General features: G+C 58.2%; 27 protein-coding genes and 2 tRNA genes. 11 read left to right on the top strand and 18 right to left on the bottom strand.

What is annotated here, in order from left to right:
* Positions 1–16 precede the first annotated feature (16 nt).
* The gene (locus HU750_RS16050) at positions 17–769 is read left to right on the top strand and encodes a TerC family protein (RefSeq protein ID WP_027592662.1); all 753 of its coding nucleotides are present in this window, start codon (positions 17–19) and stop codon (positions 767–769) included.
* 128 nt (positions 770–897) lie between these two features.
* Here HU750_RS16050 and HU750_RS16045 read toward each other — a convergent pair whose 3' ends face one another.
* Positions 898–1074 carry a hypothetical protein gene (locus tag HU750_RS16045; RefSeq protein WP_177323871.1) on the bottom strand — a complete coding sequence of 59 codons (177 nt, stop codon included), beginning with the start codon at positions 1072–1074 and terminating at the stop codon, positions 898–900.
* A gap of 164 nt (positions 1075–1238) precedes the next feature.
* Here HU750_RS16045 and HU750_RS16040 point away from each other — a divergent pair, with 164 nt between their 5' ends.
* Positions 1239–1982 carry a peptidase C39 family protein gene (locus HU750_RS16040; RefSeq protein WP_186681131.1) on the top strand — a complete coding sequence of 248 codons (744 nt, stop codon included), beginning with the start codon at positions 1239–1241 and terminating at the stop codon, positions 1980–1982.
* Positions 1983–2044: 62 nt separating this feature from the next.
* Here the strand turns inward: HU750_RS16040 and HU750_RS16035 are convergent, their stop codons facing one another.
* Complete coding sequence (locus HU750_RS16035; protein ID WP_099428860.1) at positions 2045–3328, bottom strand: NAD(P)/FAD-dependent oxidoreductase; 1284 nt, start codon at positions 3326–3328, stop codon at positions 2045–2047.
* 201 nt (positions 3329–3529) lie between these two features.
* Between HU750_RS16035 and HU750_RS16030 the strand changes: the two genes are divergently transcribed.
* Both HU750_RS16030 and HU750_RS16025 read left to right on the top strand, forming a co-directional pair.
* Positions 3530–3606: transfer RNA gene (locus tag HU750_RS16030), tRNA-Val, on the top strand.
* A gap of 248 nt (positions 3607–3854) precedes the next feature.
* Positions 3855–3931: transfer RNA gene (locus HU750_RS16025), tRNA-Val, on the top strand.
* A 46-nt stretch (positions 3932–3977) separates the two neighbouring features.
* Here the strand turns inward: HU750_RS16025 and HU750_RS16020 are convergent.
* Genes HU750_RS16020 through HU750_RS16005 form a run of 4 tightly spaced genes read right to left on the bottom strand, consistent with a single transcriptional unit; the run spans position 3978 to position 7668 of the window.
* Positions 3978–5258, bottom strand: a complete 1281-nt coding sequence (locus tag HU750_RS16020) for a TRAP transporter large permease (protein ID WP_027596097.1) — start codon at positions 5256–5258, stop codon at positions 3978–3980.
* Positions 5252–5857, bottom strand: a complete 606-nt coding sequence (locus HU750_RS16015; protein ID WP_186681129.1) for a TRAP transporter small permease subunit — start codon at positions 5855–5857, stop codon at positions 5252–5254. Before HU750_RS16015 ends, HU750_RS16020 begins: the two co-directional genes overlap by 7 nt.
* 27 nt (positions 5858–5884) lie before the next feature.
* On the bottom strand, positions 5885–6952 hold the full coding sequence (locus tag HU750_RS16010) for a TRAP transporter substrate-binding protein (RefSeq protein WP_346010851.1): 1068 nt from the start codon (positions 6950–6952) through the stop codon (positions 5885–5887).
* A gap of 47 nt (positions 6953–6999) precedes the next feature.
* A complete protein-coding gene (locus tag HU750_RS16005) occupies positions 7000–7668 on the bottom strand; it encodes an RraA family protein (RefSeq protein WP_186681127.1) in 669 nt (222 codons plus the stop codon).
* Between the two features lie 112 nt (positions 7669–7780).
* Here HU750_RS16005 and HU750_RS16000 point away from each other — a divergent pair, with 112 nt between their 5' ends.
* Positions 7781–8680, top strand: a complete 900-nt coding sequence (locus HU750_RS16000; RefSeq protein WP_027596101.1) for a LysR family transcriptional regulator — start codon at positions 7781–7783, stop codon at positions 8678–8680.
* Between the two features lie 63 nt (positions 8681–8743).
* Here HU750_RS16000 and HU750_RS15995 read toward each other — a convergent pair whose 3' ends face one another.
* The 5 genes from HU750_RS15995 to HU750_RS15975 are packed head-to-tail and all read right to left on the bottom strand — an operon-like array spanning position 8744 to position 13258.
* Positions 8744–9544 carry an HpcH/HpaI aldolase family protein gene (locus tag HU750_RS15995; protein ID WP_186681125.1) on the bottom strand — a complete coding sequence of 267 codons (801 nt, stop codon included), beginning with the start codon at positions 9542–9544 and terminating at the stop codon, positions 8744–8746.
* Between the two features lie 25 nt (positions 9545–9569).
* A complete protein-coding gene (locus HU750_RS15990) occupies positions 9570–10373 on the bottom strand; it encodes a carbon-nitrogen hydrolase family protein (protein ID WP_099428864.1) in 804 nt (267 codons plus the stop codon).
* A gap of 50 nt (positions 10374–10423) precedes the next feature.
* A complete protein-coding gene (locus HU750_RS15985; RefSeq protein WP_085273087.1) occupies positions 10424–11419 on the bottom strand; it encodes a TRAP transporter substrate-binding protein in 996 nt (331 codons plus the stop codon).
* 37 nt (positions 11420–11456) lie between these two features.
* Positions 11457–12740, bottom strand: a complete 1284-nt coding sequence (locus HU750_RS15980; protein WP_027596105.1) for a TRAP transporter large permease subunit — start codon at positions 12738–12740, stop codon at positions 11457–11459.
* Positions 12740–13258: a TRAP transporter small permease gene (locus tag HU750_RS15975; protein WP_027596106.1), complete on the bottom strand. Its 519-nt coding sequence runs from the start codon at positions 13256–13258 to the stop codon at positions 12740–12742. The genes HU750_RS15980 and HU750_RS15975 overlap by 1 nt, the downstream gene beginning before the upstream one ends.
* 341 nt (positions 13259–13599) lie before the next feature.
* Between HU750_RS15975 and HU750_RS15970 the strand changes: the two genes are divergently transcribed.
* Both HU750_RS15970 and HU750_RS15965 read left to right on the top strand, forming a co-directional pair.
* Positions 13600–14169: an SPOR domain-containing protein gene (locus HU750_RS15970; RefSeq protein WP_186681123.1), complete on the top strand. Its 570-nt coding sequence runs from the start codon at positions 13600–13602 to the stop codon at positions 14167–14169.
* 177 nt (positions 14170–14346) lie between these two features.
* Positions 14347–14772 (top strand): GTP pyrophosphokinase, encoded by a 426-nt coding sequence (locus HU750_RS15965; RefSeq protein ID WP_027596108.1) that lies wholly within the window; start codon positions 14347–14349, stop codon positions 14770–14772.
* Between the two features lie 3 nt (positions 14773–14775).
* Here HU750_RS15965 and HU750_RS15960 read toward each other — a convergent pair whose 3' ends face one another.
* From HU750_RS15960 to HU750_RS15950, 3 genes are all read right to left on the bottom strand, one after another.
* Positions 14776–15141 carry an endonuclease gene (locus HU750_RS15960; protein WP_273029344.1) on the bottom strand — a complete coding sequence of 122 codons (366 nt, stop codon included), beginning with the start codon at positions 15139–15141 and terminating at the stop codon, positions 14776–14778.
* Between the two features lie 295 nt (positions 15142–15436).
* On the bottom strand, positions 15437–16405 hold the full coding sequence (locus HU750_RS15955) for an endonuclease (protein WP_186681121.1): 969 nt from the start codon (positions 16403–16405) through the stop codon (positions 15437–15439).
* 179 nt (positions 16406–16584) lie between these two features.
* Positions 16585–17046, bottom strand: a complete 462-nt coding sequence (locus HU750_RS15950; RefSeq protein WP_186681119.1) for a helix-turn-helix domain-containing protein — start codon at positions 17044–17046, stop codon at positions 16585–16587.
* A 129-nt stretch (positions 17047–17175) separates the two neighbouring features.
* Between HU750_RS15950 and HU750_RS15945 the strand changes: the two genes are divergently transcribed.
* From HU750_RS15945 to HU750_RS15930, 4 genes are all read left to right on the top strand, one after another.
* Entirely contained in the window at positions 17176–17571 is a 396-nt protein-coding gene (locus tag HU750_RS15945; protein ID WP_186681117.1) for a DUF6957 family protein, read from the top strand.
* A gap of 48 nt (positions 17572–17619) precedes the next feature.
* Positions 17620–18054 carry a hypothetical protein gene (locus HU750_RS15940; protein ID WP_088512411.1) on the top strand — a complete coding sequence of 145 codons (435 nt, stop codon included), beginning with the start codon at positions 17620–17622 and terminating at the stop codon, positions 18052–18054.
* A gap of 51 nt (positions 18055–18105) precedes the next feature.
* On the top strand, positions 18106–18495 hold the full coding sequence (locus HU750_RS15935) for a hypothetical protein (RefSeq protein WP_186681115.1): 390 nt from the start codon (positions 18106–18108) through the stop codon (positions 18493–18495).
* 94 nt (positions 18496–18589) lie between these two features.
* Positions 18590–19144, top strand: a complete 555-nt coding sequence (locus HU750_RS15930; protein WP_186681113.1) for a hypothetical protein — start codon at positions 18590–18592, stop codon at positions 19142–19144.
* 239 nt (positions 19145–19383) lie between these two features.
* On the opposite strand, the gene HU750_RS15925 is transcribed toward HU750_RS15930, so the two are convergent.
* The 4 genes from HU750_RS15925 to HU750_RS15910 all read right to left on the bottom strand — a co-directional run bounded on the left by HU750_RS15925 (position 19384) and on the right by HU750_RS15910 (position 22422).
* Positions 19384–19671, bottom strand: coding sequence for a DUF3892 domain-containing protein (locus tag HU750_RS15925; protein ID WP_186681111.1), 288 nt, complete (start codon positions 19669–19671; stop codon positions 19384–19386).
* A 201-nt stretch (positions 19672–19872) separates the two neighbouring features.
* Positions 19873–20223: a hypothetical protein gene (locus HU750_RS15920; RefSeq protein WP_186681109.1), complete on the bottom strand. Its 351-nt coding sequence runs from the start codon at positions 20221–20223 to the stop codon at positions 19873–19875.
* Between the two features lie 195 nt (positions 20224–20418).
* Entirely contained in the window at positions 20419–21114 is a 696-nt protein-coding gene (locus HU750_RS15915; RefSeq protein ID WP_186681107.1) for a hypothetical protein, read from the bottom strand.
* Positions 21115–21375: 261 nt separating this feature from the next.
* Complete coding sequence (locus HU750_RS15910) at positions 21376–22422, bottom strand: SMEK domain-containing protein (RefSeq protein ID WP_186681105.1); 1047 nt, start codon at positions 22420–22422, stop codon at positions 21376–21378.
* Positions 22423–22659 lie beyond the last annotated feature (237 nt).

Below are 22659 nucleotides of genomic sequence, written 5' to 3'. Positions count from 1 at the left end.
ATGCAGGATTGATTAAATGGAATATTTGCTGGAACTCGCCGCAAGCCCGACCGCCTGGGTCGCCCTCGCCACGCTGGTGGCCATGGAGATCGTGCTCGGCATCGACAACCTGATCTTCATCTCCATCCTCACCAACAAGCTGCCCCTGGAGTACCGCTCCAAGGCGCGGCGCATTGGTATCAGCATGGCCTTGGTCATGCGCCTGGCGCTGCTCAGCACCGTGGCCTGGATCGTCCAACTGACCGAGCCGGTGGTCGATGTGTTCGGCCATAGCTTCTCGTGGAAGGACATGATCCTGATCGCCGGTGGCCTGTTCCTGCTGTGGAAGGCGACCAAGGAAATTCACGAAAACGTCGACCCGCACGGTGCCAAGGAAGAATCCAAGGCCGGCTCCACCATCACCTTGGGCTTCGCTGCGGCCATTGGCCAGATCCTGTTGCTGGATATCGTCTTCTCGATCGACAGCATCATCACCGCCGTGGGCATGACCGAACACCTGCCGATCATGATCATTGCCGTGATCGCTGCTGTGATCGTGATGTTGGTGGCGGCCGACCCGCTGGCCAAGTTCATCAATGACAACCCGACCGTGGTGATGCTAGCCCTGGGCTTCCTGATCATGATCGGCATGACCCTGATCGCCGAAGGCATGGGCGCTCACGTGCCGAAAGGGTATGTGTATGCGGCGATGGCGTTCTCGACCTTGATCGAGATCCTCAACATCATGGCTCGCCGGGCGCGGATGAAGCGCGAAGCGGCTGAGGGTTGATCTAGAAAAAGCGGGGCCATGTGGGAGCGGGCTTGCCCCGCGAACACCGGCGAAGCCGGTGCCAACCACCGCATGGCCCCATTCGCGGGTCAAGCCCGCTCCCACAGGTATTCATCAAATACGTGCGATTAATGTGCCTCTACCTGCCGCCGCGCCCCGCGCACAGCCTGAGGTTCGGCCACACCCTGCGGTGGCAGGTGATGATGGGAATGACGCCGTACGATACGCAGTACACCCCACAGCATGGCGGCTGCGACGCTTAGCCACATACCTACCAGCATGAGGATTGCCAGGGTCAGGCTCATGTGTGCCTCCTTCTCTCGGGCCAGCGCTGTCAGCCAGAACTCGCCTTACAGACACTTCATTAGTCTAGCCTGCCCCTTGTGACGTTCCATTGACCTTAGGTCTATTGCTGAGGCCGATTCGCTACAAGCCGCTGTCGGACTATACCCGCGCACCTGTGGGCCCTATGATCGGTGCCCAGAGCCGGGCGCTGCCTGCTTGGCATCGGAACAAGCGAGTGCCCATGGAGCAAGTTTCCTTCAAATCGCTGGCTTCAGCCCCACGCCGGTTGCTGCTGGCTGGTCTGGTGGCAGTCAGCCTGGCCGGTTGCGCCAGCGCACCGCCCGCCAGCCTCAAAGGCCTTCCGCAGCGGGTTGAAATCAGCAGCGTGCCGTTCTACCGGGGTAACGCCAACCACAGCGGCGCCATGGCCTTGGCGGCGCTGCTTTCGCAACAGGGCGCGCCGATCACCCCCGGGCTGCTGGACAAACCTTTGAACCTGCCCCAAGGCGCCGAGACCCTGGATACCAGTATCCCCCGCGTCGCACGCGACTACGGCATGGTGGTGTATACGCTGGACAAGCAACTGGACGCCTTGCTCACACAAGTGGCGGCGGGCAACCCGGTGTTGTTGCGTTATGAGGAGGGTTCGGCCTGGTGGAGCGAGCCACGCTACGCCGTGCTGATCGGTTATGACCGCTACAAGCAACGCGTACTGTTGCGCTCAGGCATGCACCGTCGGCAACTGATGGCCTTTGATGACTTTGCCTCGGCCTGGGCCAAGCAGGGGAGTTGGGCGGTGCTGCTGCAACCGCCGCGGCAACTGCCCGCCCAGGTAGACCGGCAACGCTGGTTGCAGGCTGCCGACGAGCTTGCCCGCGCAGGGCAGGAAGTCGCCGCCAAACAGGCGGTGAACAGCCTGGGGCGGTAAGCCGCGCACCGGCCGCTTCGCGGGCTTACCCGCAAAGAGGCCGGTGCGATGTTACAGAGGTATCAGAAGCCCAGGCGGTCGCGCAGGCTGTAGTACCAGGCACCAATGGCGCTGAACGGTACACGCAGCATCTGGCCACCCGGGAACGGGTAGTGCGGCAGGCCGGCGAACGCGTCGAAACGTTCGGCCTGACCACGCAGCGCTTCGGCCAGCACCTTGCCTGCCAGGTGCGTGTAGGTCACACCGTGGCCCGAGCAGCCCTGGGAGTAATAGATGTTGTCGCCAATGCGGCCGACCTGAGGCAGGCGCGACAGGGTCAGCAGGAAGTTGCCGGTCCAGGCGTAGTCGATCTTCACGTTCTGCAGCTGCGGGAAGGCCTTGAGCATCTTCGGACGGATGATCGCCTCGATGTTCGCCGGGTCGCGTGCGCCGTAGACCACGCCACCACCGAAGATCAGGCGCTTGTCGCTGGTCAGGCGGTAGTAGTCGAGCAGGTAGTTGCAGTCTTCGACACAGTAGTCCTGCGGCAGCAGGGTACGTGCCAGGTCCGCGTCCAAGGGCTCGGTGGTGATCACCTGAGTACCGCACGGCATGGACTTGGAGGCCAGCTCTGGCACCAGGTTGCCCAGGTAGGCGTTACCGGCGACGATGATGAACTTGGCGCGCACTTTACCCTGTGGGGTATGAACGACCGGGTTGGCGCCACGCTCGATGCGAACGGCCGGGGTCTGCTCATAAATGATGCCGCCCAGCGATTCGACCGCGGCAGCTTCGCCCAGGGCCAGGTTCAGCGGGTGGATGTGGCCGCCGCTCATGTCCAGCATGCCGCCGATGTAGCTGTCGCAGGCGACGACTTCACGGATGCGCTTCTGGTCCATCAGCTCCAGCTGAGTGTGGCCGAAACGTTCCCACAGGCGCTTTTGCGACTCCAGGTGGCCCATCTGCTTGGAGGTGAGGGCAGCGAATACGCCACCGTCTTTAAGGTCGCACTGGATGTTGTACTTGGCGACGCGCTCACGAATGATGCGGCCACCTTCGAACGCCATCTGGCCCAGCAATTGTGCCTGCTTGGGGCCGACGGTGCGTTCGATCACGTCGATGTCACGGCTATAGCTGTTGACGATCTGGCCACCGTTGCGGCCGGATGCGCCGAAGCCGACCTTGGCCGCTTCGACGATGCTGACCTTGAAGCCGTTTTCCAGCAGGAACAGGGCGCTGGACAGGCCGGTGTAGCCGGCGCCGATGATGCACACATCGGTTTCCACCTCACCCTGCAGCGCCGGACGTGGCGGCACCGGGTTAGCCGAGGCGGCGTAGTAGGACTGGGGGTAGGGGGTGTTGGCCATGCTCGAGGAACCTCGTGTTTTATATTTTTAACGAATGTAGCGATGCTATCAATAATAATAAACACCCGCTAGTCGTCCGTTAAAAATCCTTTACCCGGCTGTCGCCGGAGCCTTTCTATAAAGAGGTTAAGATTCAGTGAGTTAGCGCGAAAAAAAGTGTTGACAGGGTTTTTGGATTGCGTAGAATGCGCACCACACGACAGGCACATAGCTCAGTTGGTTAGAGCACCACCTTGACATGGTGGGGGTCGTTGGTTCGAGTCCAATTGTGCCTACCAAATCGAAAAGGGGTGATCCGCAAGGGTCACCCTTTTTTAATGCGCACGCGTTTTACTGTAGGAGCAGCCTTGTGCTGCGAAGAGGCCAATCCCGCTGACATTGATCTGCGGTGACCACTCGGGCCCTTTCGCAGCACAAGGCTGCTCCTACAAAACCCGGTAGCGCAGCAAAGCTGAAAGTTTTTGATTTTTCTGAAAAAAACGCTTTACAGGTGCGTATTCGATGTCTAATATGCGCACCACACGACAGGCACATAGCTCAGTTGGTTAGAGCACCACCTTGACATGGTGGGGGTCGTTGGTTCGAGTCCAATTGTGCCTACCAAATCGAAAAAGGGCGATCTACACAGATCGCCCTTTTTTATTGCCTGCTAGAAAGCCGCCGGCAACCACAGTGCCAGTTGCGGGAAAGCGATCAACAGCGCGATCAGCACCAGCAACGCCAGGCAAAACGGCAGCGCGCCGTACACCACGTCCATGAAGTTGCCCCGCCCACGGATGCTCTGCACCACAAACAGGTTCATGCCGAACGGCGGCGTAATCTGGCCCATCTCGCACAACACGATCAACACCACCCCAAACCACAGCGGATCGAAGCCCAAGGCGACGACAATCGGCACGATCAGTGGCGCGGTGGTGATCAGCATGGCCAATGTGTCCATGAAACAGCCCAGTACGATGTAGAAGAGGATGATCGCCAGCAGTGTGGCCATCGGCGACAGGTTCAGGTCGGTGACAAAATTGACCAGTGTGGTGGTCAGTCCGATGGACGCCAGCACAAAGTTGAGAAAGAACGCCGACAGGGTGATGAAAATAATCATGCCGGTGGTGCGCAGGGTAGCCTCGAACGCCTGGCCCAGGCTTTGCCAGGTGAATGCCCGGCGCCACAGGCCCAGGCCAAAGGCACTCAGCACCCCCAGCGCGGCTGATTCGCTGGCCGTGGCGAAGCCGCTGTAGATCGAACCAATCACCAGGGCGAAGATGGCCAGCGGCGGCAGCAGGTCAGGCAGGCAGGCCAGGCGCTCGGCCCAGCGGGTAGTCTCTTTGCGGCCGCCCAACTGGGGGCGAATCAGGCAGGCCACCACGATCAGTGCAATAAACAGCATGCTCAGGATGATGCTGGGAAGCGTCGCGGCCAGGTACAGCTTGGGCACTGACACGTTGGCGATCAAGGCAAACAGGATCATGTTGATCGAGGGCGGAATCAGGATGCCCAGCGTGCCGCCGGCGGCAATCGAACCGAGAAACAGCGGTGCGTTGTAGCCTTTGCGTTCCTGCTCGGGGATGGCCAGGGTCGAAATGGTGGCGGCGGTCGCTACGCTGGAGCCACTGGTGGTGGCGAACAGTGCGCTGGCGCCGATGTTCGAATTCATCAGGCCACCCGGCAACCACGACAGCCACTTCTCGACGGCCTGGTACATGCGCCCGGCGACGCCTGAACACACCAGCAGCTCACCCATCAGGATGTACAAAGGGATCGCCACCAGCAGGAATTCGCTGCTGGTATTCCAGGCGATCTCGCCCATGGCGCTACTCAACGGCAGCGTCGAGAACAGCTGCGACAGCGACATCCCCAGCAGGCCGACACTGACGGCGGCGGCAACGCTCAACGCCAATAGCGCCAGCAGCATGAACAGGGTAAGGCTCAGCATGGCGTGCGCTCCTTGCCCGTGGTGCTGTCTGGGTAACGTTCTGCCTGGATGTCCTCTTCCACCGAGTTGATGCCTATCAGTGTGCTGATAGCGTGCCAGCGGCCCTTCAGCAAGTGGCCCAGGCAGATGATCGCCAGGCTCGCCAGGGTCAGGGCAAAGAACAGGTAGCCGGCGAACCACAGCGACTGGGGTATCCATTGTGGTACCTGCAAGGGCGTGTTCGATACCGAACGGTATTCGATGGAGTCCCACAGCACGTTCCCTGCGTGGTAGGCCAAGGTGCTGACCAGCAGCGCCATGCAGGTGAGGGCGAACAGGTCGAGTGCCACCCTGGGCCGCAGCCCTAGGCGCGTGTAGAGGATGTCCACGCGTATGTGCGCGCGTTTCAGCAACGTGACTGGAAACGCCCAGGCACTGGTGATCGCCAGCACGTACCCGGCCATTTCATCGGCGCCGCCCAGGGAAACACCCAGGGCCTTGCGCAAGATCAAGTCGATGCTGATCAGCAACGCACAGGCGAGCAGGGCGAAGCCGCCGACCCAGGTGCTGGCTTTGGCAATGGTGCTGATGACACCCATGCCTGAGCGGGCGGTGTGCATGTCGGTAGTCTCCGGGGGCAAGGTAGCTCATGGGGCGAGGCGCATGCCGATGGCATCGCCCACGGTGGCATTCCAGCGCGCCACGCAAGGGCCGCCGCAGCGTTTGCCCCAGTCATTGGCGATGTGCAGCGCAGCCTGGCGCAGCGCCTGTTTTTCGCTGGCGGTCGGGGCCGAGGCGGTCATGTGCGCGGGGTGGTGAATCTGGCAATCAGGGCTGCCGACATTGCAGGCTTCGGCATAGCGGTTTTCATTGGCGGTCTCGCGCCACAAGGCATCCTCCAGCACCTGCGATTGCGCCTGCAGCAATTGCTGCACCTCGGGCGGCAGTTGCTGCCAGCGCTTCAGGCCGATGCCATAAAAGCCGATCGACCAATCGACGGGCAGGTTGTAGAGGTAGCCTGCAACGTCGTACCACTTGGCGGCATTGCCAGAGCCAATACCGGTGATGGCGCAGTCGATGACGCCGGTCTGCATGGCGGTCACCACTTCGGCAAAGGGCAGGGTGACCGGCGCGGCACCGATAGCCTTGACCAGTTCGGCCATGTTGCGCCCGCGTGTGCGGATTTTACGGCCCTGCAGGTCGGCCAGCGCGTGCACGGCGTCGCGGCAGAAGAACACCTGCGCGGTATACGGCACGGTGGCCAGCAGCTTGATGCCGTGGCGCTCGGCCATGCGTTGTTCCAGCACCGGCTTGTAGGCGTCGGCGATGGTGTGGGCGGTGTCGATGGTATCGGCCAGGCCGGGCAGGTCCACGCCCTCGAAGGTGGCATCGTCGCCGGCCACGAAGGCGAACACGCCCATGCCGATATCGACTGCGCCAAAACGCATCAGACGAATGATCTCCGGCCCTTTCAGGCCGCTCTCCGACAACCCCAGCAACTGCGCGGTGACCTTGCCTTGCGATTGCGCTGGCAACGTCTGGTTCCAGAACGGCTGTTCAACCGCGCGGAACGTGTAGTTGTGGCTGCCACCGCCGACCACGTTGAAGCGGATCACAGGCGTCGCTTGTTGCGGCGCAGGCGTGTCCGCAAACGCAGGCGAATTACTGAGCAGCGCGCCGAGCGCCAGGGCGATGAGTAGGGGGCTGAACTTCACGGTAGTCCTCTTGTTCTTGTTCGGGAGCTACTTCAGGCGATGTTGGGTCAGCGTGGGCGGGACGCCGCCTCGATGGTCGGCCGCGAGCCGACGATATCAGGGAACTTCTCACCCTTGGCCAACCGCGCCAGTGTGTGCTTTTCGTTGCGCTGGAAGTCGATGGCACGCTGAGCCAGTTCGATGACTTGGCCCGGGCGCAGAAACACCATGCCGTTTTCGTCGGCCACCACCGCATCGCCGGGGTGGACAATCACCCCGCCACATTGGATGGCCGTGCAGAACTCGCCCTCCTGGCCGATCACGCGGGTGGTGATCGCGCTGGCGCCGCGGGACCACACAGGCACGCCATGCTCGCGGATTTCGCCCAGGTCGGTGACATAGCCATCGACGATGATCCCGGCCACGCCAGCCTGCTTGGCGGCATACGCCATGGCGCCGCCCAGTGTGGCGGTTATGCGCTCGCCGCAGCGGTCTACCACCAGGAAGTCGCCTGGGCGCACGCAGCCCATGGCGTAGTGCAAAATCCCGCCATCGTTGCCGGGCATCCTCACGGTTACCGCAGTACCGACGGTCCGCACATTCTGAAAGTGGGCCTTGATGTGGGGGTTGGCAATACCGTGGGTAATGAAGTGGCCGATCGTTGCCGGTTCGGCGTTGATCAGTACTTTAAGTTCGGTGGCGCTGATCGGGGCGGGCAGTGCTTCGATAATATACATAGGAAGTTCTTGTTATGCCGGATGCTTTTTCGAAGGGTTTCGGTCATCCTAACAAGCACGCCGAACGGTCGATAATAAAAATCCGTAAGCAGTTACCGGAGCAGTTTTTATCATGCGTATTACGCTGATGCAGATCGAGGCGTTCTACTGGACCGCCCGCCTTGGGGGTGTTCACGCGGCCTCCCGCCATCTTCACCTGACCCAACCTGCGGTGTCGGCGCGGATCAAGGAAATGGAATCGCTGCTCAGCGTCAAGTTGTTCGACCGCAGCAAGCAGCGCATGAGCCTCACCGCAGACGGCCATACCGCCTTGCGCCATGCCGAACTGGTGCTTAACAACAGCACGCAACTCGAGCAATTTGCCGCGCAGCAAAAAAAGCACCGGCGCTTGCGCCTGGGCGCGGACGAGTGCTCGGCCATGGTTGGGCTGACCGCGGTGATCAGCGATATAAAGGCGCACTTCCCGGAGATCACCCTGGAGATTTCCATCGACGTCGGCGCCGTGCTCAACCGCAAGCTGAACGATCATGAACTCGACATCGCGCTGCTGACCAACCCGGCCACGCGTGAGGATGTGACCGATGTGTTTCTCGGCTGGATGACCTTCCAGTGGGTGGCCGCGCGGCACCTGGACGTGGCCCAGGGGCCTTTTTTGGCGGAGCATGCCCGGCAATATTCGATCGTGACCCACAGTGCGCCCTCGACACTGTATTCAGTGGTTGACCGCTGGCTGAAAGAAAGTGGCTCGGTCAGCCATGCCTTTCATTCAAGCAATTCGCTGGCCTTTATTGCCAAGATGGTCTCGGCGGGGCATGCCATTGGTATTTTGCCGGTGCCATTGATTCGCGACATGTTGGCCGTCGATATGTTGAAGACCTTGCCGTGCGATCCGCCGATTCCGCCAGCCAAGTTCTGCCTGTCGTATTTGACCGAACGCCCGGATATGCAACTCGACACCTTGGTGTCGATTATTCGCGCGACCTTGGTCAAACAGAATTTCTTGGTTGATTAGTTAGTCGCTTTTATAAGGCAGCAATAGGGCCGGCCGGGCACATGCACCCTGGCCGGCCGGCATTTAAGCCAATGCGTGCTTCACGGCCGCTATCTGTTGCCCGGCCTGGTTCAGCCAGGACAGGTCACTGCCCATCAACAGCATGTCGCTGCCCATTTCGATCAAGCGTTGCGCCGTGGCCTGGTCTGCGGGGAAGCACGGCACCATCACCTGGATCGAGCGGGCGTGGCATTTCTCGATCAGCAACTGCAAACGTTGCAGCACTTCCGGGTTGCCGAGGCGATAGTCGACCGGCAATTGTCGCGACAGGGAGTAGTCGGCAGGGCCGAAATGCACGGCGTCGATCCCCTCCACATCGAGTATTTCATCGATGTTGTCAAAGAACTCGTAGCTCTCGGCCATCGGCACGATCACGCTGCGGGTGTTCTCTGCCTGGGTATACGTGGCCCAGTCGAAGCCAGGCCCGGCGTAGCCTGCCGAGCGCACCGAGCTGTCACCGCCGCGGCGCCCCAGCGGGGGGAACTTGCTGTAGCGGATGATCTCGCGCATCTGCGCCGCTGTGTGCACCTGCGGCACGATCACGCCAGCCGCGCCCATTTCCAGCGCCTTGCGAATGTCCCACTCCAGCGTGCCACGCACCCGCACCAGGCCGGGGATGGCGGCGCTGTTGGCGGCCAGCAAAAGTTTTTCCATGTGGCTGTCGACACCCAACGCAGTGTGCTCGGCGTCGATGAAGACAAAGTCCAGCCCCCAGTTGCCGGCCACTTCGATGGCCATGCAGGCTGTGCTGTAGATGTTCATGCCAAAGGTGGTACCGCGTGCCATGCGGGCCTTCAGCGATGCGTGTGGGGTGTTTGGGTTCATGCTTGAGGTCTGCCTTTGGCGGGTATCAGATGCGGTAGGTTTCGGGCAGCCGGTCGCGGAACGGGTGCACTTCGAACACGCCAGGGTCGCGGATCAGCGATTTGTTGCGGGCCTTGGCCAGGTCGATCTCGACGCTGTACACACCGTCTTCGAGCCCTGCGCGTACCAAGGTCTTGCCGGAGGGTTCGATGATGTGGCTGGTGCCGATGAACTGCATGCCTTCATCCATGTCGTTGCGGTTGGGGGCGACGAAATAGACCATGTTCTCTGCCGCGCGGACGGTGCTGAAAATGTCCGGCAGCATGCGCGCCTGCTCGGGCCAGGCGGCGGGCAGCACGACAATGTCGGCGCCTTCAAGCGCCAGCGTGCGCACTACCTCGGGGAAGCGGATTTCATAGCAGATGGCCAAGCCGATACGGCCGATCTCGGTGTCGAATACCGGCGGTGTCCACTCGCTGGGGCGGTCGGTGAAGCGGTCGCCGATCATGAATGGCAGATGGCGCTTACGGTGCAGGCCGACGATGCCCTGCGGGCCGATCAGCGCGGCGGTGTTGTAGACCGAGGCCTCATGCCGTTCGTAAAACCCGACCACGATCAGGATGCCGCTCTGTGCCGATACCTGCAGCAATGGCGCTAAGGCGTCGAGGGTGATGGCGCCGCGTTCGAGGTCTTCGCGGCTGTCGAAGGCGCCACCGGTGATCAGGCATTCTGCGAAGGCGATCAGGCGTGAACCTTCGGCGGCGGTCTGGCGCGCCAGTTCGGCGACTTTTTCAAGGGTGCGCGCCGGGTTGCCGGCCACCGGGTGAATCTGGGCGACGGAGATTTTCATGCTGTTCCTTATTGGCAATAGAGGGCGCCGCGGGGGCGGCGCGGGTAGCGTCACTGCGCCTGGTAGCCCATGGCCTGGTAGACCTTGCTGACCAATTCGGGGTTGATCTGGGCGGCGTACTTGTCGACCACAGGGCGGATCTTGGCCTGGATGCGTGCGAGCTCTTCGGCCGGCAGGTCGTTGACCTGCATGCCATCGCTGCGCAGGTCGGCGATGGCCTTGATGTCGGCCTCGCGAGAGATCCGGCGCTGCTCCAGGCGCACTTCCTGGGCGACCTCGGTGAGCAGTTGCTGCTCGTCGCGGTTGAGGGTGTCCCAGAAGGTTTTGCTGATTAGCACGATCTGCGGGTTGTAGTTGTGCCGGGTCAGGCTCAGGTACTTCTGCACCTCGTTGAAGCGCGAGGCGAGGATCAGCGCCGCCGGGTTTTCCTGGCCATCCACGGTGCCGGTTTCCAGCGCCGTGTGCACCTCGGTGAAGGGCAGCGGGGTGGGGTTGGCGCCCAACGCCGCCCACACGTCGAGGAACAGGGGCGATTGCTGGGCGCGGATCTTCAGGCCCGCGATGTCTTCAAGGTTTTGCACCGGGCGCACGTTGTTGGTCAGGTTGCGCACGCCGAGCTCCCAGAACGCTAGGCCTACCAGGTTTTTCTCAGGCAGCTGGTCGGTGAGCATCTTGCCCACTTCGCCATCGAGCATGGCATCCACCTTGGCGGTGTCGGTGTACAGGAACGGGAAATCGAGGATGCCGAAGTCGGTGACGTGGTTGATCATCAGCCCGGCGTTCCAGGTCATCATTTCCACTACGCCACCTTGTAGCGACGACAGCACCTGCACGTCGCCACCCAGCACGCCATTGGGGAAGGTGCGCACCTTGATCTTGCCATCGCTGCGTTCTTGCACTTTCTTGGCGAACAGCTCCATGCCGATGGCCGGTGGCGTGCCCTTGGGGCTGGTGGCGGCGAATTTGATCACGCGCGCGTTGTAGTCGGCGGCCATGCTCAGGCTGCTGGAAAGCAACAGGGCGGCGATGACGGCGAGCTTCTTCATGCTGTGTACCTTTTATTGTTGTTTATTGTTGTGGGGATCAGTGGCCAAACCACTGGGCAGGGACGGTGACCAGTTCAGGGAAGATGACCAGCAGGAACAGCACGATGACTTCGGCGATCAGGAACGGGAACGTGCCCTTGAGCAGCGCTTCGTAGCGCATCCTGCCGATGCCACAGACCACGTTGAGCACCGTGCCCACGGGCGGGGTGATCAGGCCGATCGAGCAATTGATCATGAACAGCACGCCGAAGTAGATCGGGTCGATGTTCGCCGCGGTCACCACCGGTACCAGGATGGGGGCGAGCAGCAGCACGGTCGGGGTCAGGTCCATGACCATCGAGATCACCAGGATCAACAGCATCAGCACCACGATCAGCAGGCGCGGGTTGTCCATCACCGGCTGGATCAGGTCGATGATCTGCCCGGGGATATCAGCGATGGTGATCATCCAGGCCGGTATCGAGGCGGCGGCGACCAGGAACATCACGGCGGCGGTGGTCTTGCCGGCGCGCAGCAGCAGGTCATTGAGGGACTTGAGGCTCAGTTCGCGGTAGATGCACGACGACACCAGCAGTGCATAGACGCTGGCCACCGCGCCGGCCTCGGTGGGGGTGACCACGCCAAAGCGCAGGCCGACCACGATGATCACCGGCAGCATCAATGCCCAGAAGCTGTCGACCAAAGCCTTGAGGCGCTCTTTGCCGCTGGCCTTCGGGCTCAGTTCGACGTCGGTGTTGCGCCGCGACATCAGCCACCAGGCCACGACCAGGGCGGCGGCGATCATCAGCCCGGGGGCGATGCCGGCCAGGAACAGCTTGGTGATCGACAGGCCGGACGCGACGCCCAGCACGACGAACCCGATACTGGGCGGGATGATTGAGCCAAGCACCGATACCGAGGCGATCAGGCCGCCGGAGCGGTCGCGGTTGTAGCCGGCGAGGACCATCATCGGCAGCAGCAGGGCGGTTAACGAGGCGGCGTCGGCCAGTGCCGAACCGGACAGGCTGGACAGCAGCACGCCGGCGAAGATGGTGACGTAGCCGAGCCCGCCGCGCAGGTGGCCGACCAGGGTGATAGCCAGCTTGATGATGCGCTTGGACAGGCCACCGCTGTTCATGACCTCGCCAGCGATGATGAACAACGGAATGGCCAGCAGGGGGAAGCTGCCTGCCGAATTGATGATGTTCTGCGCGATGATCTGGCCATCGAACAGGCCCAGCAGCCACATCAGGGCCACGCCGCAGAGGATCAGGGCGTAGGCGATGGGGGCGCCGATCAAGATGGCGGCCATCAGCACGCCGACGAAGACTGACAGGGCCATTATTCGACTGCTCCGTGTTCGGCTGCCGAGGGCTCGGCCGGGGTGTGCGCGGGAAGGGTGCCCATCAGGTTTCTGACCAGTTGGGTGAAGATCAGCAACCCGCTGAGGATGCAAAAGACCAGGCCTGCCCCATGGAATAAGGCCATGGAAATGCCGGTGGAGGGGGCGCCGACATGCAGGTTGATCACGGTCTGCTTCCAGCTGCCGTCAAGGAACAGCCAGGTCACGTAGAGCATGAGTAGTTGCGTCAGTGCCAGCAGGCACCTGGCCACACCGGGTGAAACCCGGCGGGTGACGATGTCGACACCGATGTGGCCGTTTTCGTGAAGCATCAGTTGGGCGCCGGCAAACACCAGCCAGACGAATGCCAGGCGGGAGATCTCTTCGCTGAAGAACAGGCCTGAGTTGAAGCCATAGCGCAGCACGACATTGGTGAAAATCAGGCAGGTGATGGCCACAAGGCAGGCAATCACCAGCGTTTTCAGAACCAGAAAGTAACTATCGATCAGTGTTTTCATGGCGCCTCCTGGAGCAGAGCTGCCCAGGGAGCGCCGAAAGCGCTTGGTGCGAGAGCGCGGACAGCAACATCCACCTTTAGGTGTAAGCGGGGCATGGGGTCACCTTTTTATTATTGGACATACGTCGTCGTACGACTGCCTGGATTGTTGTCTGAAACGCCCGGTTTCGGCTGCCTCAAGTTTTTTATCAGGGGGATAAGAAATGGCGATCAGTGCCCGGGCCGTGGCTGCGCAGGGGGCGGTGGTCGGCGCATCGCGGTAGCAGGGTGTAACGTATGGTCGCGGTCCTTGCCCGGGGGCGGCATGCTAGAATCCGCCTCTTCGAATCTGGAGGTACACGCGTGCGCAAACTGGCTGTGGTAATGGCAGTGCTCGCCCTGGCGGGCTGTGAGAACGAAGTCGAAGGCGTGCACAAACAGGTGGCCGAGCACCTGCACAACCCCAAGACTGCCAAGTTCGGCAACGTGCGGATCGACACCCATGGCACCATCTGCGGTCAGGTTCGCGGCAAGGACGACGCCGGGCACTACGAAGCCTACCGCAGCTACGTGGCGATCAAGCGTGATGGCCAATACGAGATCATCGTCGACGACAGCGGCAACAACCTGCGTATCCGCGAGCTGTGCGGTGGTGCCGACTTGCAGCGCCGCGCCGAGGCGCTGGCCGGTGAGCCGGCCCCGGAAGGCTGGGATGTCGAAGTGGTGCAGGGGGCGAACATGGGTGCCTTGAGCGACATGACGGCGCGCCTGATCGAGAAGGGTATCCCGTCTTCGGTCGAATACCGCAACGGCAAGCCGGTGGTGTTGATGGGGCCATTCCCGACCAAGGAAGAGGCCGAGGCGCGCAAGGCCGAGGTGATGGCCAAGCTGGGCACCGATTCGGTGGTCATCCAGCATGGTGCCCAGCGCTAACCCCACAACCCACACCGTGTAGGCGCAGCCTTGTGCTGTGAAGAGGCCGGTGCAGCCACCTGAATACAGGGCGTCTGCACCGGCCTCTTCGCAGCACAAGGCTGCGCCTACAAAGGCTGGGCGTATATGCCCGTGCGGGCTATGCTTGCACTGGGAGAGCTGAACGGGGAGGGCCTCATGTCTACACTGGAGCGGGCCATTGCCGTGGCTGCCAGGGCGCATGAAGGGCAATACGACAAGGGTGGGGCGGCCTATATCCTGCACCCGCTACGTGTGATGATGCGGGTTTCCACGCCCGAGCAGCGGATCGTCGCGGTGCTTCATGATGTAATTGAAGACACGCCGATGACCCTGTCCGACTTGGCGCGTGAAGGCTTTGCACTGAAAATTCTTGCCGCGCTGCTGGCGCTGAGCCGGCGTGATGGCGAGTCTTACCAAGACTTCGTCCAGCGCCTTGGTGGTGACCCGTTGGCGCGCACCGTCAAACTGGCCGACCTGGCCGATAACAGCGACCTCTCGCGCATCCCAGTTCCTGGCCCCGCCGACCTGGCGCGGCTGGCCCGTTACCGGGAGGCCAGCGCCTACCTGCAGACACTGGCTTGAGCTTCAGCCGCAGGCCTTGAGGTTCACTGGCCCGACAAACGCATTGCCGTGGCCCATCACGCAGGCCACTTGCTGGTTGCGCTGCAGCTCCCATACCTGCGGGGGGTACGTTTTGCTCCACGCTTCGAACAGCTGCCGGTCCTGCTTCGACAAGCGCAGGTTGTACTGCTTGCTCATGTAGAAGTACGTGCGTGCGATCATGCCGCGGATCGAAGGGCGTGGCATGACCTTCTTGGCCTTGAAGTCGACTTGGGTCAGGCAACTGCCGTACTGGCCATGCTGCTGAGGCAGCCAACCGAAACTGAAGTTGCTGCGGTCGCCATTGATATTATTATCTGATAAAAAAGCATGGTGACAAATTCCAGACATCACCGGGAGGCCCCGAAATTACTGGGCTGCAGGCCATGATGATGGTGTTGACATGTATGTCAATATTGACGCCGAGGCTGGCCGAGAAACCAGATCGAGTTCGTTTCAATGACGCGTTGTGAGCTTTGCGCTTTTGCCTGCTGCTAAGAGGAATTCGCTCGCCCGAGAGCAGGTCTGTTCCCTGCACTAATGAGCCAGGTGAAACGTTGCCGCGAGGAAACTTGATGTAGGCGAGGAGGATAACCTCCCCGCAGATGCTCTCCCCTATATCGTCGTCCTGCGAGTAGGGAGCAAGTTATTTACAGTTACTAGCCCTGCGATACCCCGCAGCCTGTGCATCCGCTTCTGAGCTGAATAGCACTTGGTTTTTTTCAGCGACTTGATGGTAGCCAGGGCATCCAGATGCTAGGTGGTACACGTGGCTGTTCCGATTGCCGAGAATCGACACATTCGTCGCCTTTTTCTCCAGCGTAGGCTTAGCGGTATCTGCATTGGACTGGATCGCGATGTCAGATAGGGCCGAGGGGCTACCGGTTGGTTTGTAGCCGAGCGTCCAAGTTCGTTCGCCAGTCACGAAAGGGTTTGAATGACCCATGATACGAGAGATCCGCTGATTACGCTCAATCTCCCAAGCAGTCACCGGATGCTGTCTATCCCATGCCATCAGAACCTGCTGTTGTTGACGAGACATACTGAGCTTGTACCGATCAAACATGTAGAACGTTGTTCGAGCAGCCAGCCCCTTCACCTGATCGCGAGGCTCAGCAGCCTTCTGTTGAAAATCAATCTTGGTCGTACATTGGCCATACTGACGTGCAACACCTGGTGCCATACCGTAATTGAAATTGCTGCGGTCTCCGTTCACCTCGCCTACGGCTGGGTAGAGGTTGAAAAGGTCAGCCTCCATCGCACGGAATGTAGGATCTGAATCAACGCAGTTTTCTCTCCCGCCCGTTTGCCAGCACTGACGCTGATGCCCAAAAGTCCATGCTGGGACAATGTGTTCCCACTCTGTTCTCTCCGCCCGATTTTGCTGCTTGCGAGTCTCATAGCCGCATGTCTGAGCATCGATTCGACCACCCGTTTTTCCTACCCAAGTCCATTTGCAACCACAGTAGAGATCTCCGACCGAGCTATTAGCTTGGTCAAAGTAGATTTTCTGTTTTGCAATGATCTTAGCTTCGGTGAAGGTTGTAGGAGGAGCGGCAATGGCGGTCAGGGTAGTAGTGAGGGTTAGCGCTACTGCGAAAAACAGTTTCTTCATCAATCGAGGTCTTAGGGATGGGGGGATGATCTGGCTAAGTCGTGGGATGTCAGCTATCAGTTGGGGAGATTTATTAGAGGTCTTATGAGCTTCTCTGTTGGGCAATTCGCTAAGTTGGGCCAAGAGCGCTGCAGCGTCCGTGATTTGCCGATGGAGAGCGATCCTGAGACCCAGAAGGTCTAGTCTTGAATTGATTGATGCCACAGTCGACGCAAGGTGCTTTCTGGAAGCCCTAGCTTTTTAGCAGCTTGGGACTGACTGAGACCGAGTGCTTTTTGTTCCTGTACAGCCATCAATTTTTTTCTTGCTGACGATACGTTAAGTCGTGTCACAGCCTGAGGCTCGGTCGGCAGAAGGCTGTCGGCCAGGCCCAGCGCTTCTAGTTCAGCCAGTGATGCAAGAAGTGTTTCTCGAGCTGAGCGGTGATCGTGTGATGCCATGACCAGGGCTAGGAGGGTGGTGGGTTCGACCTCCAAGCCTGCAGCTAGTAGATAGCTTGTATCAACGGTTACGGAGCTCTTGGCCAACTCCAGCTTGCTCACATTAGTTTGTGGCACGAATGAAGACAAATCGTCTTGGGACAAACCCTTGTGCGTTCGCAGTAGCTGAAGCACTGCAGCAAATGAGTAACGCAGCGACATGATGCTTTCCCCAAAAGCGAACGATATGCCGCGTTTGCTTACCGCCAAACAAACGTCTATAGTCGTGTTTATGGCGGTATGGCCGAATTACCGGCAATTTATGGAAATTGAAATGCGGGGATGTGCTTGATGGATAGCCCACTCAGCGACGGTCTAATGGGGGAGGGAGGCGTTGATCTTGTCGGCTCTGAACTGTCCCTTGAAAATTTGCTCCTCGCTGCTCGAGAACATTACAAGCGGATGCCTCTTTGCGTCGTCGAGGATTGGGTGATCCTGGACGCCATCCTCACGGAAGGTGAGCAGGCCAAGGTAGCTGCGGCTGGATGTCAGCCCATGTTCTTGTTTGCCCACAATGTCGTGCACGACGAACAGCGGCGCTTTGAGCCTGGCGATTGGGTGCGGTCGACAATCGCTCGAACCTTCAATGATGGGTACATCTTCGAGACCAGGAACACCGTCTACCTGCTCAAGGGGCCAGGCCAACGGAAGTCGTCTTCGCTGCAAGGCATCTTCTCAATCTTCTAGGTGTCACGGCCTCGTTCGTGATGACTCGACTGTTTCAGAGATCAAGATATGTTCCGTTCTCACCAAGCTGACATGGCTGGCATCCCTGGCATGTTCGGCGATGGGCTGATGCATTGGCATGGCGTTTCTCGAGCGCTTGCTACCCATTGGTATCACGTAAGTGTGAAGCGGCGGATAGATGGCCGTTTCGTTTCTAGTCAAGAGATGTTGAATGACGAGCCCAAGTTACATGAGCTCGTCAGTGCCCAAGGCGATGATTTGCAGATTGATGATGTTCAGGTCGTTACGCCTGCGCGGCTGAATGGCACTGCGACGTGGCGCATGGAGCGACTGAAGTCAGTGTCTATGGGTTTTGACAGGAACGACTGCCCGGTATGCCTGCTCGAGGTCGAGAGTGGTCAGATCTACAACGACTCCCATGAGGGTGGGTTTGATCATGACTCTCTTCGGCAGGTGAGAGAGCTGTACCGGGCTCCGGTGTAATTCCATTTCGTGATCAGATTTGGCTGGGTTCAGCCATGCAAGGAGCTTTACGTGGCAGCGTCAAATACCTATTCCATCGATTTGCACAGCAGGCGGTACACCGATTTTGATCTACTGCGCATCGCGCGCGCCGCAGGCCAAGGGTATGCAGAGCCTGTCACCGCGTACCTGGTGAACGCGCAGATCATTGCTGCTAGTGCTGTTGGTGTTGTTTTTGGTCATGTGAGCGCTGGCCCGGATGGGCGATTTGCTGACGGGCACTACCTACGCAGCTCTGACATCCAGTCGTTGCATAAGGAGGGGCGCTTCTGGGTAGCGAATACTCAACATTCCCGTTATGTGATTGCTACTTTCCGGAAGGACGGTGGGCGTGCAGGGTTGCGGGAGTTTTTAAAGGCCGGGGCTAAAACCTTTTTCACAAGCCCGAACCGGCTTCACTAAACCCTAATTGTTAACTAGGTGGCTCTACTTAGAGCTGCCTGCGGTCTCCCTTTGCCTATCGCTAGGTATCGGATATTTTGACAGGAGTTGTATCGTGGCAGGCACTGATTACATCAAGGTCTCTGGCAAGCTTGAAGATATTCGTGTTTTTGAGCATCGAGAGGGAAGTGTCCAGGTCATCATGAAAATTGATGGTGTGTTAGTTCCCAATACTGTCATTCCCACTCAGCTATATGAAGAGATTGAGGCTGGCAAGCACTACGATTTTTATTGTGTTTACAAGAAGTCGAAAAATAAACTCAAAAATCACGGCGCGGTGTATGCGTATAAGGAGGAGGGCGGGCGGATTCGCAGCCTGACCAAGCTTCGGCTGGCTACGCCTGTATACATGATGTTCCATGGAGCTATTTGGTTTGCTGTGGCTTACGTGGCTGTGTTTATTCTTGCGCTTCTGCCAGTGCTCGCAGACCATCCTACGACGGGAGCTATACCCGTTTTGCACAGCTATTCGATGATAGGCGGAGCAATTCCTGGAATGTATTTCCTTTGGTGCGCAATTGATTTTTGGCGCAAGTCAGCGAATTTGGAAGCCTGGCCAAGCGTTGCTCCCAGTGTTGTGGTTGAGCGGTTCAGTAAGCTCCACCGATAACCTCTCAGCGGGCCGCTTTGCGGACGGCTGGCGTGAACCAAACCCCGCCCTGTGGCGGGTCTTGGCCGTTCGGGCTTTCATCCTCTCGCCTGCGCGCTCCGCTTGCCCAGATCAATCAGATCCAGCGTAATTCAACAGTCGGTGAAGGTAGAAGTCGAGCTCCACATCGATGGGAACATCCAGTCTCATCAATACGGAGCCCTACCTGACAGCTATCTCACATGGTAAGTAACGTGAGGTTAGCCTAAGGGGCATTGATTCAAGGAGAGCAGGTTGTTGTTCCATTTTCCATCAGCATGAGTCCGCAGATGTGCGGCTTTGCCGTTTTCCCGGACTACGCCGATGTAGGCCCTCTTCCCGCTCGCAGGGTCTTGAACATAAAAAGTATTCGATTTGGTATCGATACTTTGAATAACCTGCTCCCTTGTCCATTTCCAACCCGCAGTAGGGTTGCCAAGGTGGGTGATGTGCTCGTGAGCACTATTCACGTTCGGCTTGGTAATACATGTAACTGCAACATCTGCCATTGCGAGTTCCTTTCGTGATGAGCTTCAAGAGGCGGATTTAGCCCGCAATTGTCTTTGTAGTGGCTTTTGGCTATGTAAGTCAATGGTTGGCAGTGCTATAAATAAACGGTGCCAATTTGTTGGCTTGTTTCATGATGGGCGTTGCTGGGTGTTGAGCGGCGTGATGCCCGCTCACTATCACTCTTCTCTACTGATGCATGGCTACTTGCTGCTCAGTGGAAAAAGCGCCATGAACGATTCGAGGGTGTGATCTAGCCTGCAACCTTGGTAGTAGTCCTTGGCGTGGTAAGCCCCAAAGCTTGTGAGGGCCAGGTGCTCACCCTCGTATTCAACGACCTCCATTCCGACCATTGCGTCGTAAAGGTCTTTGCCGCTGGCCTGGCAAACCTGGTACAGCTCAAGCTCGTCTTCCTCCACATCAAAGATCGATTCTCCGGCCTCCTCAGGGGTTTTGAATAGCCCGAGGGTCGATATCTCAGCCGAGCCATGCATCACGTAGAAGTAGGTTGGTTGGTCATTGTAGGCGACGTAGTACGCTGCTCGGTTCTCCACTAGCGACCAATGTGGATGGTTGGGGCCGCGTCTGATCAGCCAGGCTCAATTGGGGCCTCGAGTGGTGATGTGTGAAACCAGGATCAGGTGCTTAAACGTCGTCTCTTCAAACGCTCTCATGGGCAGGGCAGGTCTTCCGATGTGGATCAGCGTGGTGCTACAAATCAGTGTAGCCTCTTTGTATTTGCCGCAGTCCTACCTCATGTCGTGCTCGAGCTCCCGAGCTAACCGCCAAACTGCCGGTATGAGCTGTTGGGTTTTCTTTCCCATGTCTCGCGTCCGCAGATGTAACTGGCGCTCCGGCTCGCCCTTGTCCTGCTCTGGAATAGGCTCCAGCATGGAATCGCTGAAGGGGATGAACTCCCATTCGAGCACGCCCGCCCGGTGCAGCTCCACGACCTTGGCAAGCTCTTCAGGCCAGAGGTACATTTGCTCTGGACGCAAGGGGATAACGTCTGTCTCGCGTGGTGCCCTGCCGGCGTTCGGATCAAGTCTGATCGAGTCAATTCTGGACTGCCACGCTCCGTCTGCTTTAGTCCAAATAAGCACAGCCTCGGGGAATGGAACGCCGGATCTGTTTTCCTCGGGGGTGCCTTCGTACAGGCGCAGCAGTGGAGGAGAGCCGAAGAACTTGCGCCGTGTCTCGCTTGATGATGGCGCCGCCCCACTGGAGTTGAAATTCACCACTACATCAAGGTCGGCACAGGTCGCAGCACCTCTGGCATAGGAGCCGACCACCCAAAGCTCGAGTGCTTCCATGTGGCCTGGATGGGTGTTCCTGTAACCCTTGACCTCAAAGTCGTGTTCAGAGGCCTTGTCCAAGGCTCGGCACATTTTGATCAACTGCTTGGTGAACCGCTCGCTGGGGTGACGCTTTTCAATGCCTTCCAATGCAAACCTTCCTGATCAACCTTGAGGATGTGGCGAGATGCCACATAGGGCAAAGGTATCTTTTCTTGCTGTACTGATCTGCCGAAGTGGCATGGGTACTCGTCTGGCGTGGCCATCCCGCTGATGTGACCTTAGGGCCCTTATGGCTTTCGAGCTCTGCTTACCCCTCGACGCTGCGCATTAACACAAAATATTAATTCTGCTGGGTTTTATAGTTCAATGTCTGTGTTATATCCGCTTCAGGAACTTTCTGAGCTTGAATCAGGTAATGTCAATAAAATTGGCAAACTCAAACGCCTGGAATAATTTTCTCTGGTCGAGATGTGCTGAGTAAAATGACTTGAGTGCTGTGAATATGTCGTAATCTGGCTCGCTTATGCGCCAGTTGAGTACAAGGTATTTGTCGCGAAATATGTAAGTGTCTTCTCCGTACTCTACATATCTAGGGTTCTTTTCAATGATCTGTGCGAGGCTTTTACTTTCCAAAAGAGCAATAATGCTATCCATGTTAGAGAGTTCTTCGGCAGAGAGGTATAGCTCGAGTTCCTGGATGTTTATTTCAATCTGCCAGCTCAGCCATCCTGGTTGAGACGCATGTTGAATTGTTTTGGCGATAATCGTTCTGGCGATTAGAGGTAGCTGTGAATAGTGCGCAGTAAAGTCCTGTATTTGCATAAAGACTATGTTGCCAATAATTTTCGGGTCGCCTAGACTGTTCCAAAGATTGTGATGTGTGATGAAGTTAGATGGCTCGCCTAGTGGGGTTTGGTAGTTGGTGTGGATATAGCTGCTGGATGGTTTTTGAGAAGATGCAGGGAACCAGGCGCTTAGATTTGATAGAGCTTCGTTCTTGATGAGTGTAATCGCTTCATTGCTGAGAAGAGAAATGTCTCTTAATAGCTCCGGGATGGAAATGGCTTTAATAGTGTGTCCGAGATAGCTGTTTTCTCTCGGGGAATAAATGTCATTTGATATGAATAAAAACCAAACTTCCTTGCTTGTTGAGATGTTGTTGGCTATTAATTTGTCGATTGTTGAGGTGATTTTATTCCAGGTTCGGGTTGTTGTTACTTGGACGCCGATATTGTCGTTCGCTTCTAGCCAATCAATGGCAGGGAAGTTTTCCTGTATATGATTTAGGTTTGTAAAATTTCTGTTGTAAGTGATGCTTGCGATTCTTAGTAAGGCGTTTTCAGTTCCTTTTGCTTCGTCAAGCAAGTTTCTCTGTGCTTGGAAGCTGACATAGCATGTATATGATATTAGAGTGCTGGAAATAAGTTCCAAGTTATGTCCGCGATCCGCAAGCATTTCGATATCTCGGTAGATGAAAATTAGATAGTAGCAAAGGTGCAAATTTAAATAAATATAATGATGCCGTTACGTGGTCGAAATTTTTACGGCGTATCTTTTTTTGCGGTTCGTGGGGGGATACCGATCCACCGCCCTGGTACAGTGAGGGAGATTCGCATCAAATCTCGATGCCATGTGTAGATTCAGCACCCCATGTGTTTCTAAGGTCGTCGCTTGGGGATGCGTGTGTTTTGC

The organism is Pseudomonas sp. SWRI50 (genome assembly GCF_014269095.1).
Taxonomy (GTDB): domain Bacteria; phylum Pseudomonadota; class Gammaproteobacteria; order Pseudomonadales; family Pseudomonadaceae; genus Aquipseudomonas; species Aquipseudomonas kermanshahensis.
Note: the sequence above shows the minus strand (reverse complement) of the source record. Positions and strands in the feature narration are given on the sequence as shown.

Bases quoted from the DNA above. Each gene is read 5' to 3' on its own strand.
- HU750_RS16050 (WP_027592662.1), top strand. From the start codon at position 17: ATGGAATATTTGCTGGAACTCGCCGCAAGCCCGACCGCCTGGGTCGCC.
- HU750_RS16045 (WP_177323871.1), bottom strand. From the start codon at position 1,074: ATGAGCCTGACCCTGGCAATCCTCATGCTGGTAGGTATGTGGCTAAGC.
- HU750_RS16040 (WP_186681131.1), top strand. From the start codon at position 1,239: ATGATCGGTGCCCAGAGCCGGGCGCTGCCTGCTTGGCATCGGAACAAG.
- HU750_RS16035 (WP_099428860.1), bottom strand. From the start codon at position 3,328: ATGGCCAACACCCCCTACCCCCAGTCCTACTACGCCGCCTCGGCTAAC.
- HU750_RS16020 (WP_027596097.1), bottom strand. From the start codon at position 5,258: ATGCTGAGCCTTACCCTGTTCATGCTGCTGGCGCTATTGGCGTTGAGC.
- HU750_RS16015 (WP_186681129.1), bottom strand. From the start codon at position 5,857: ATGCACACCGCCCGCTCAGGCATGGGTGTCATCAGCACCATTGCCAAA.
- HU750_RS16005 (WP_186681127.1), bottom strand. From the start codon at position 7,668: ATGTATATTATCGAAGCACTGCCCGCCCCGATCAGCGCCACCGAACTT.
- HU750_RS16000 (WP_027596101.1), top strand. From the start codon at position 7,781: ATGCGTATTACGCTGATGCAGATCGAGGCGTTCTACTGGACCGCCCGC.
- HU750_RS15995 (WP_186681125.1), bottom strand. From the start codon at position 9,544: ATGAACCCAAACACCCCACACGCATCGCTGAAGGCCCGCATGGCACGC.
- HU750_RS15990 (WP_099428864.1), bottom strand. From the start codon at position 10,373: ATGAAAATCTCCGTCGCCCAGATTCACCCGGTGGCCGGCAACCCGGCG.
- HU750_RS15985 (WP_085273087.1), bottom strand. From the start codon at position 11,419: ATGAAGAAGCTCGCCGTCATCGCCGCCCTGTTGCTTTCCAGCAGCCTG.
- HU750_RS15980 (WP_027596105.1), bottom strand. From the start codon at position 12,740: ATGGCCCTGTCAGTCTTCGTCGGCGTGCTGATGGCCGCCATCTTGATC.
- HU750_RS15975 (WP_027596106.1), bottom strand. From the start codon at position 13,258: ATGAAAACACTGATCGATAGTTACTTTCTGGTTCTGAAAACGCTGGTG.
- HU750_RS15965 (WP_027596108.1), top strand. From the start codon at position 14,347: ATGTCTACACTGGAGCGGGCCATTGCCGTGGCTGCCAGGGCGCATGAA.
- HU750_RS15960 (WP_273029344.1), bottom strand. From the start codon at position 15,141: ATGTCTGGAATTTGTCACCATGCTTTTTTATCAGATAATAATATCAAT.
- HU750_RS15955 (WP_186681121.1), bottom strand. From the start codon at position 16,405: ATGAAGAAACTGTTTTTCGCAGTAGCGCTAACCCTCACTACTACCCTG.
- HU750_RS15950 (WP_186681119.1), bottom strand. From the start codon at position 17,046: ATGTCGCTGCGTTACTCATTTGCTGCAGTGCTTCAGCTACTGCGAACG.
- HU750_RS15945 (WP_186681117.1), top strand. From the start codon at position 17,176: ATGGATAGCCCACTCAGCGACGGTCTAATGGGGGAGGGAGGCGTTGAT.
- HU750_RS15940 (WP_088512411.1), top strand. From the start codon at position 17,620: ATGTTCCGTTCTCACCAAGCTGACATGGCTGGCATCCCTGGCATGTTC.
- HU750_RS15925 (WP_186681111.1), bottom strand. From the start codon at position 19,671: ATGGCAGATGTTGCAGTTACATGTATTACCAAGCCGAACGTGAATAGT.
- HU750_RS15910 (WP_186681105.1), bottom strand. From the start codon at position 22,422: ATGCTTGCGGATCGCGGACATAACTTGGAACTTATTTCCAGCACTCTA.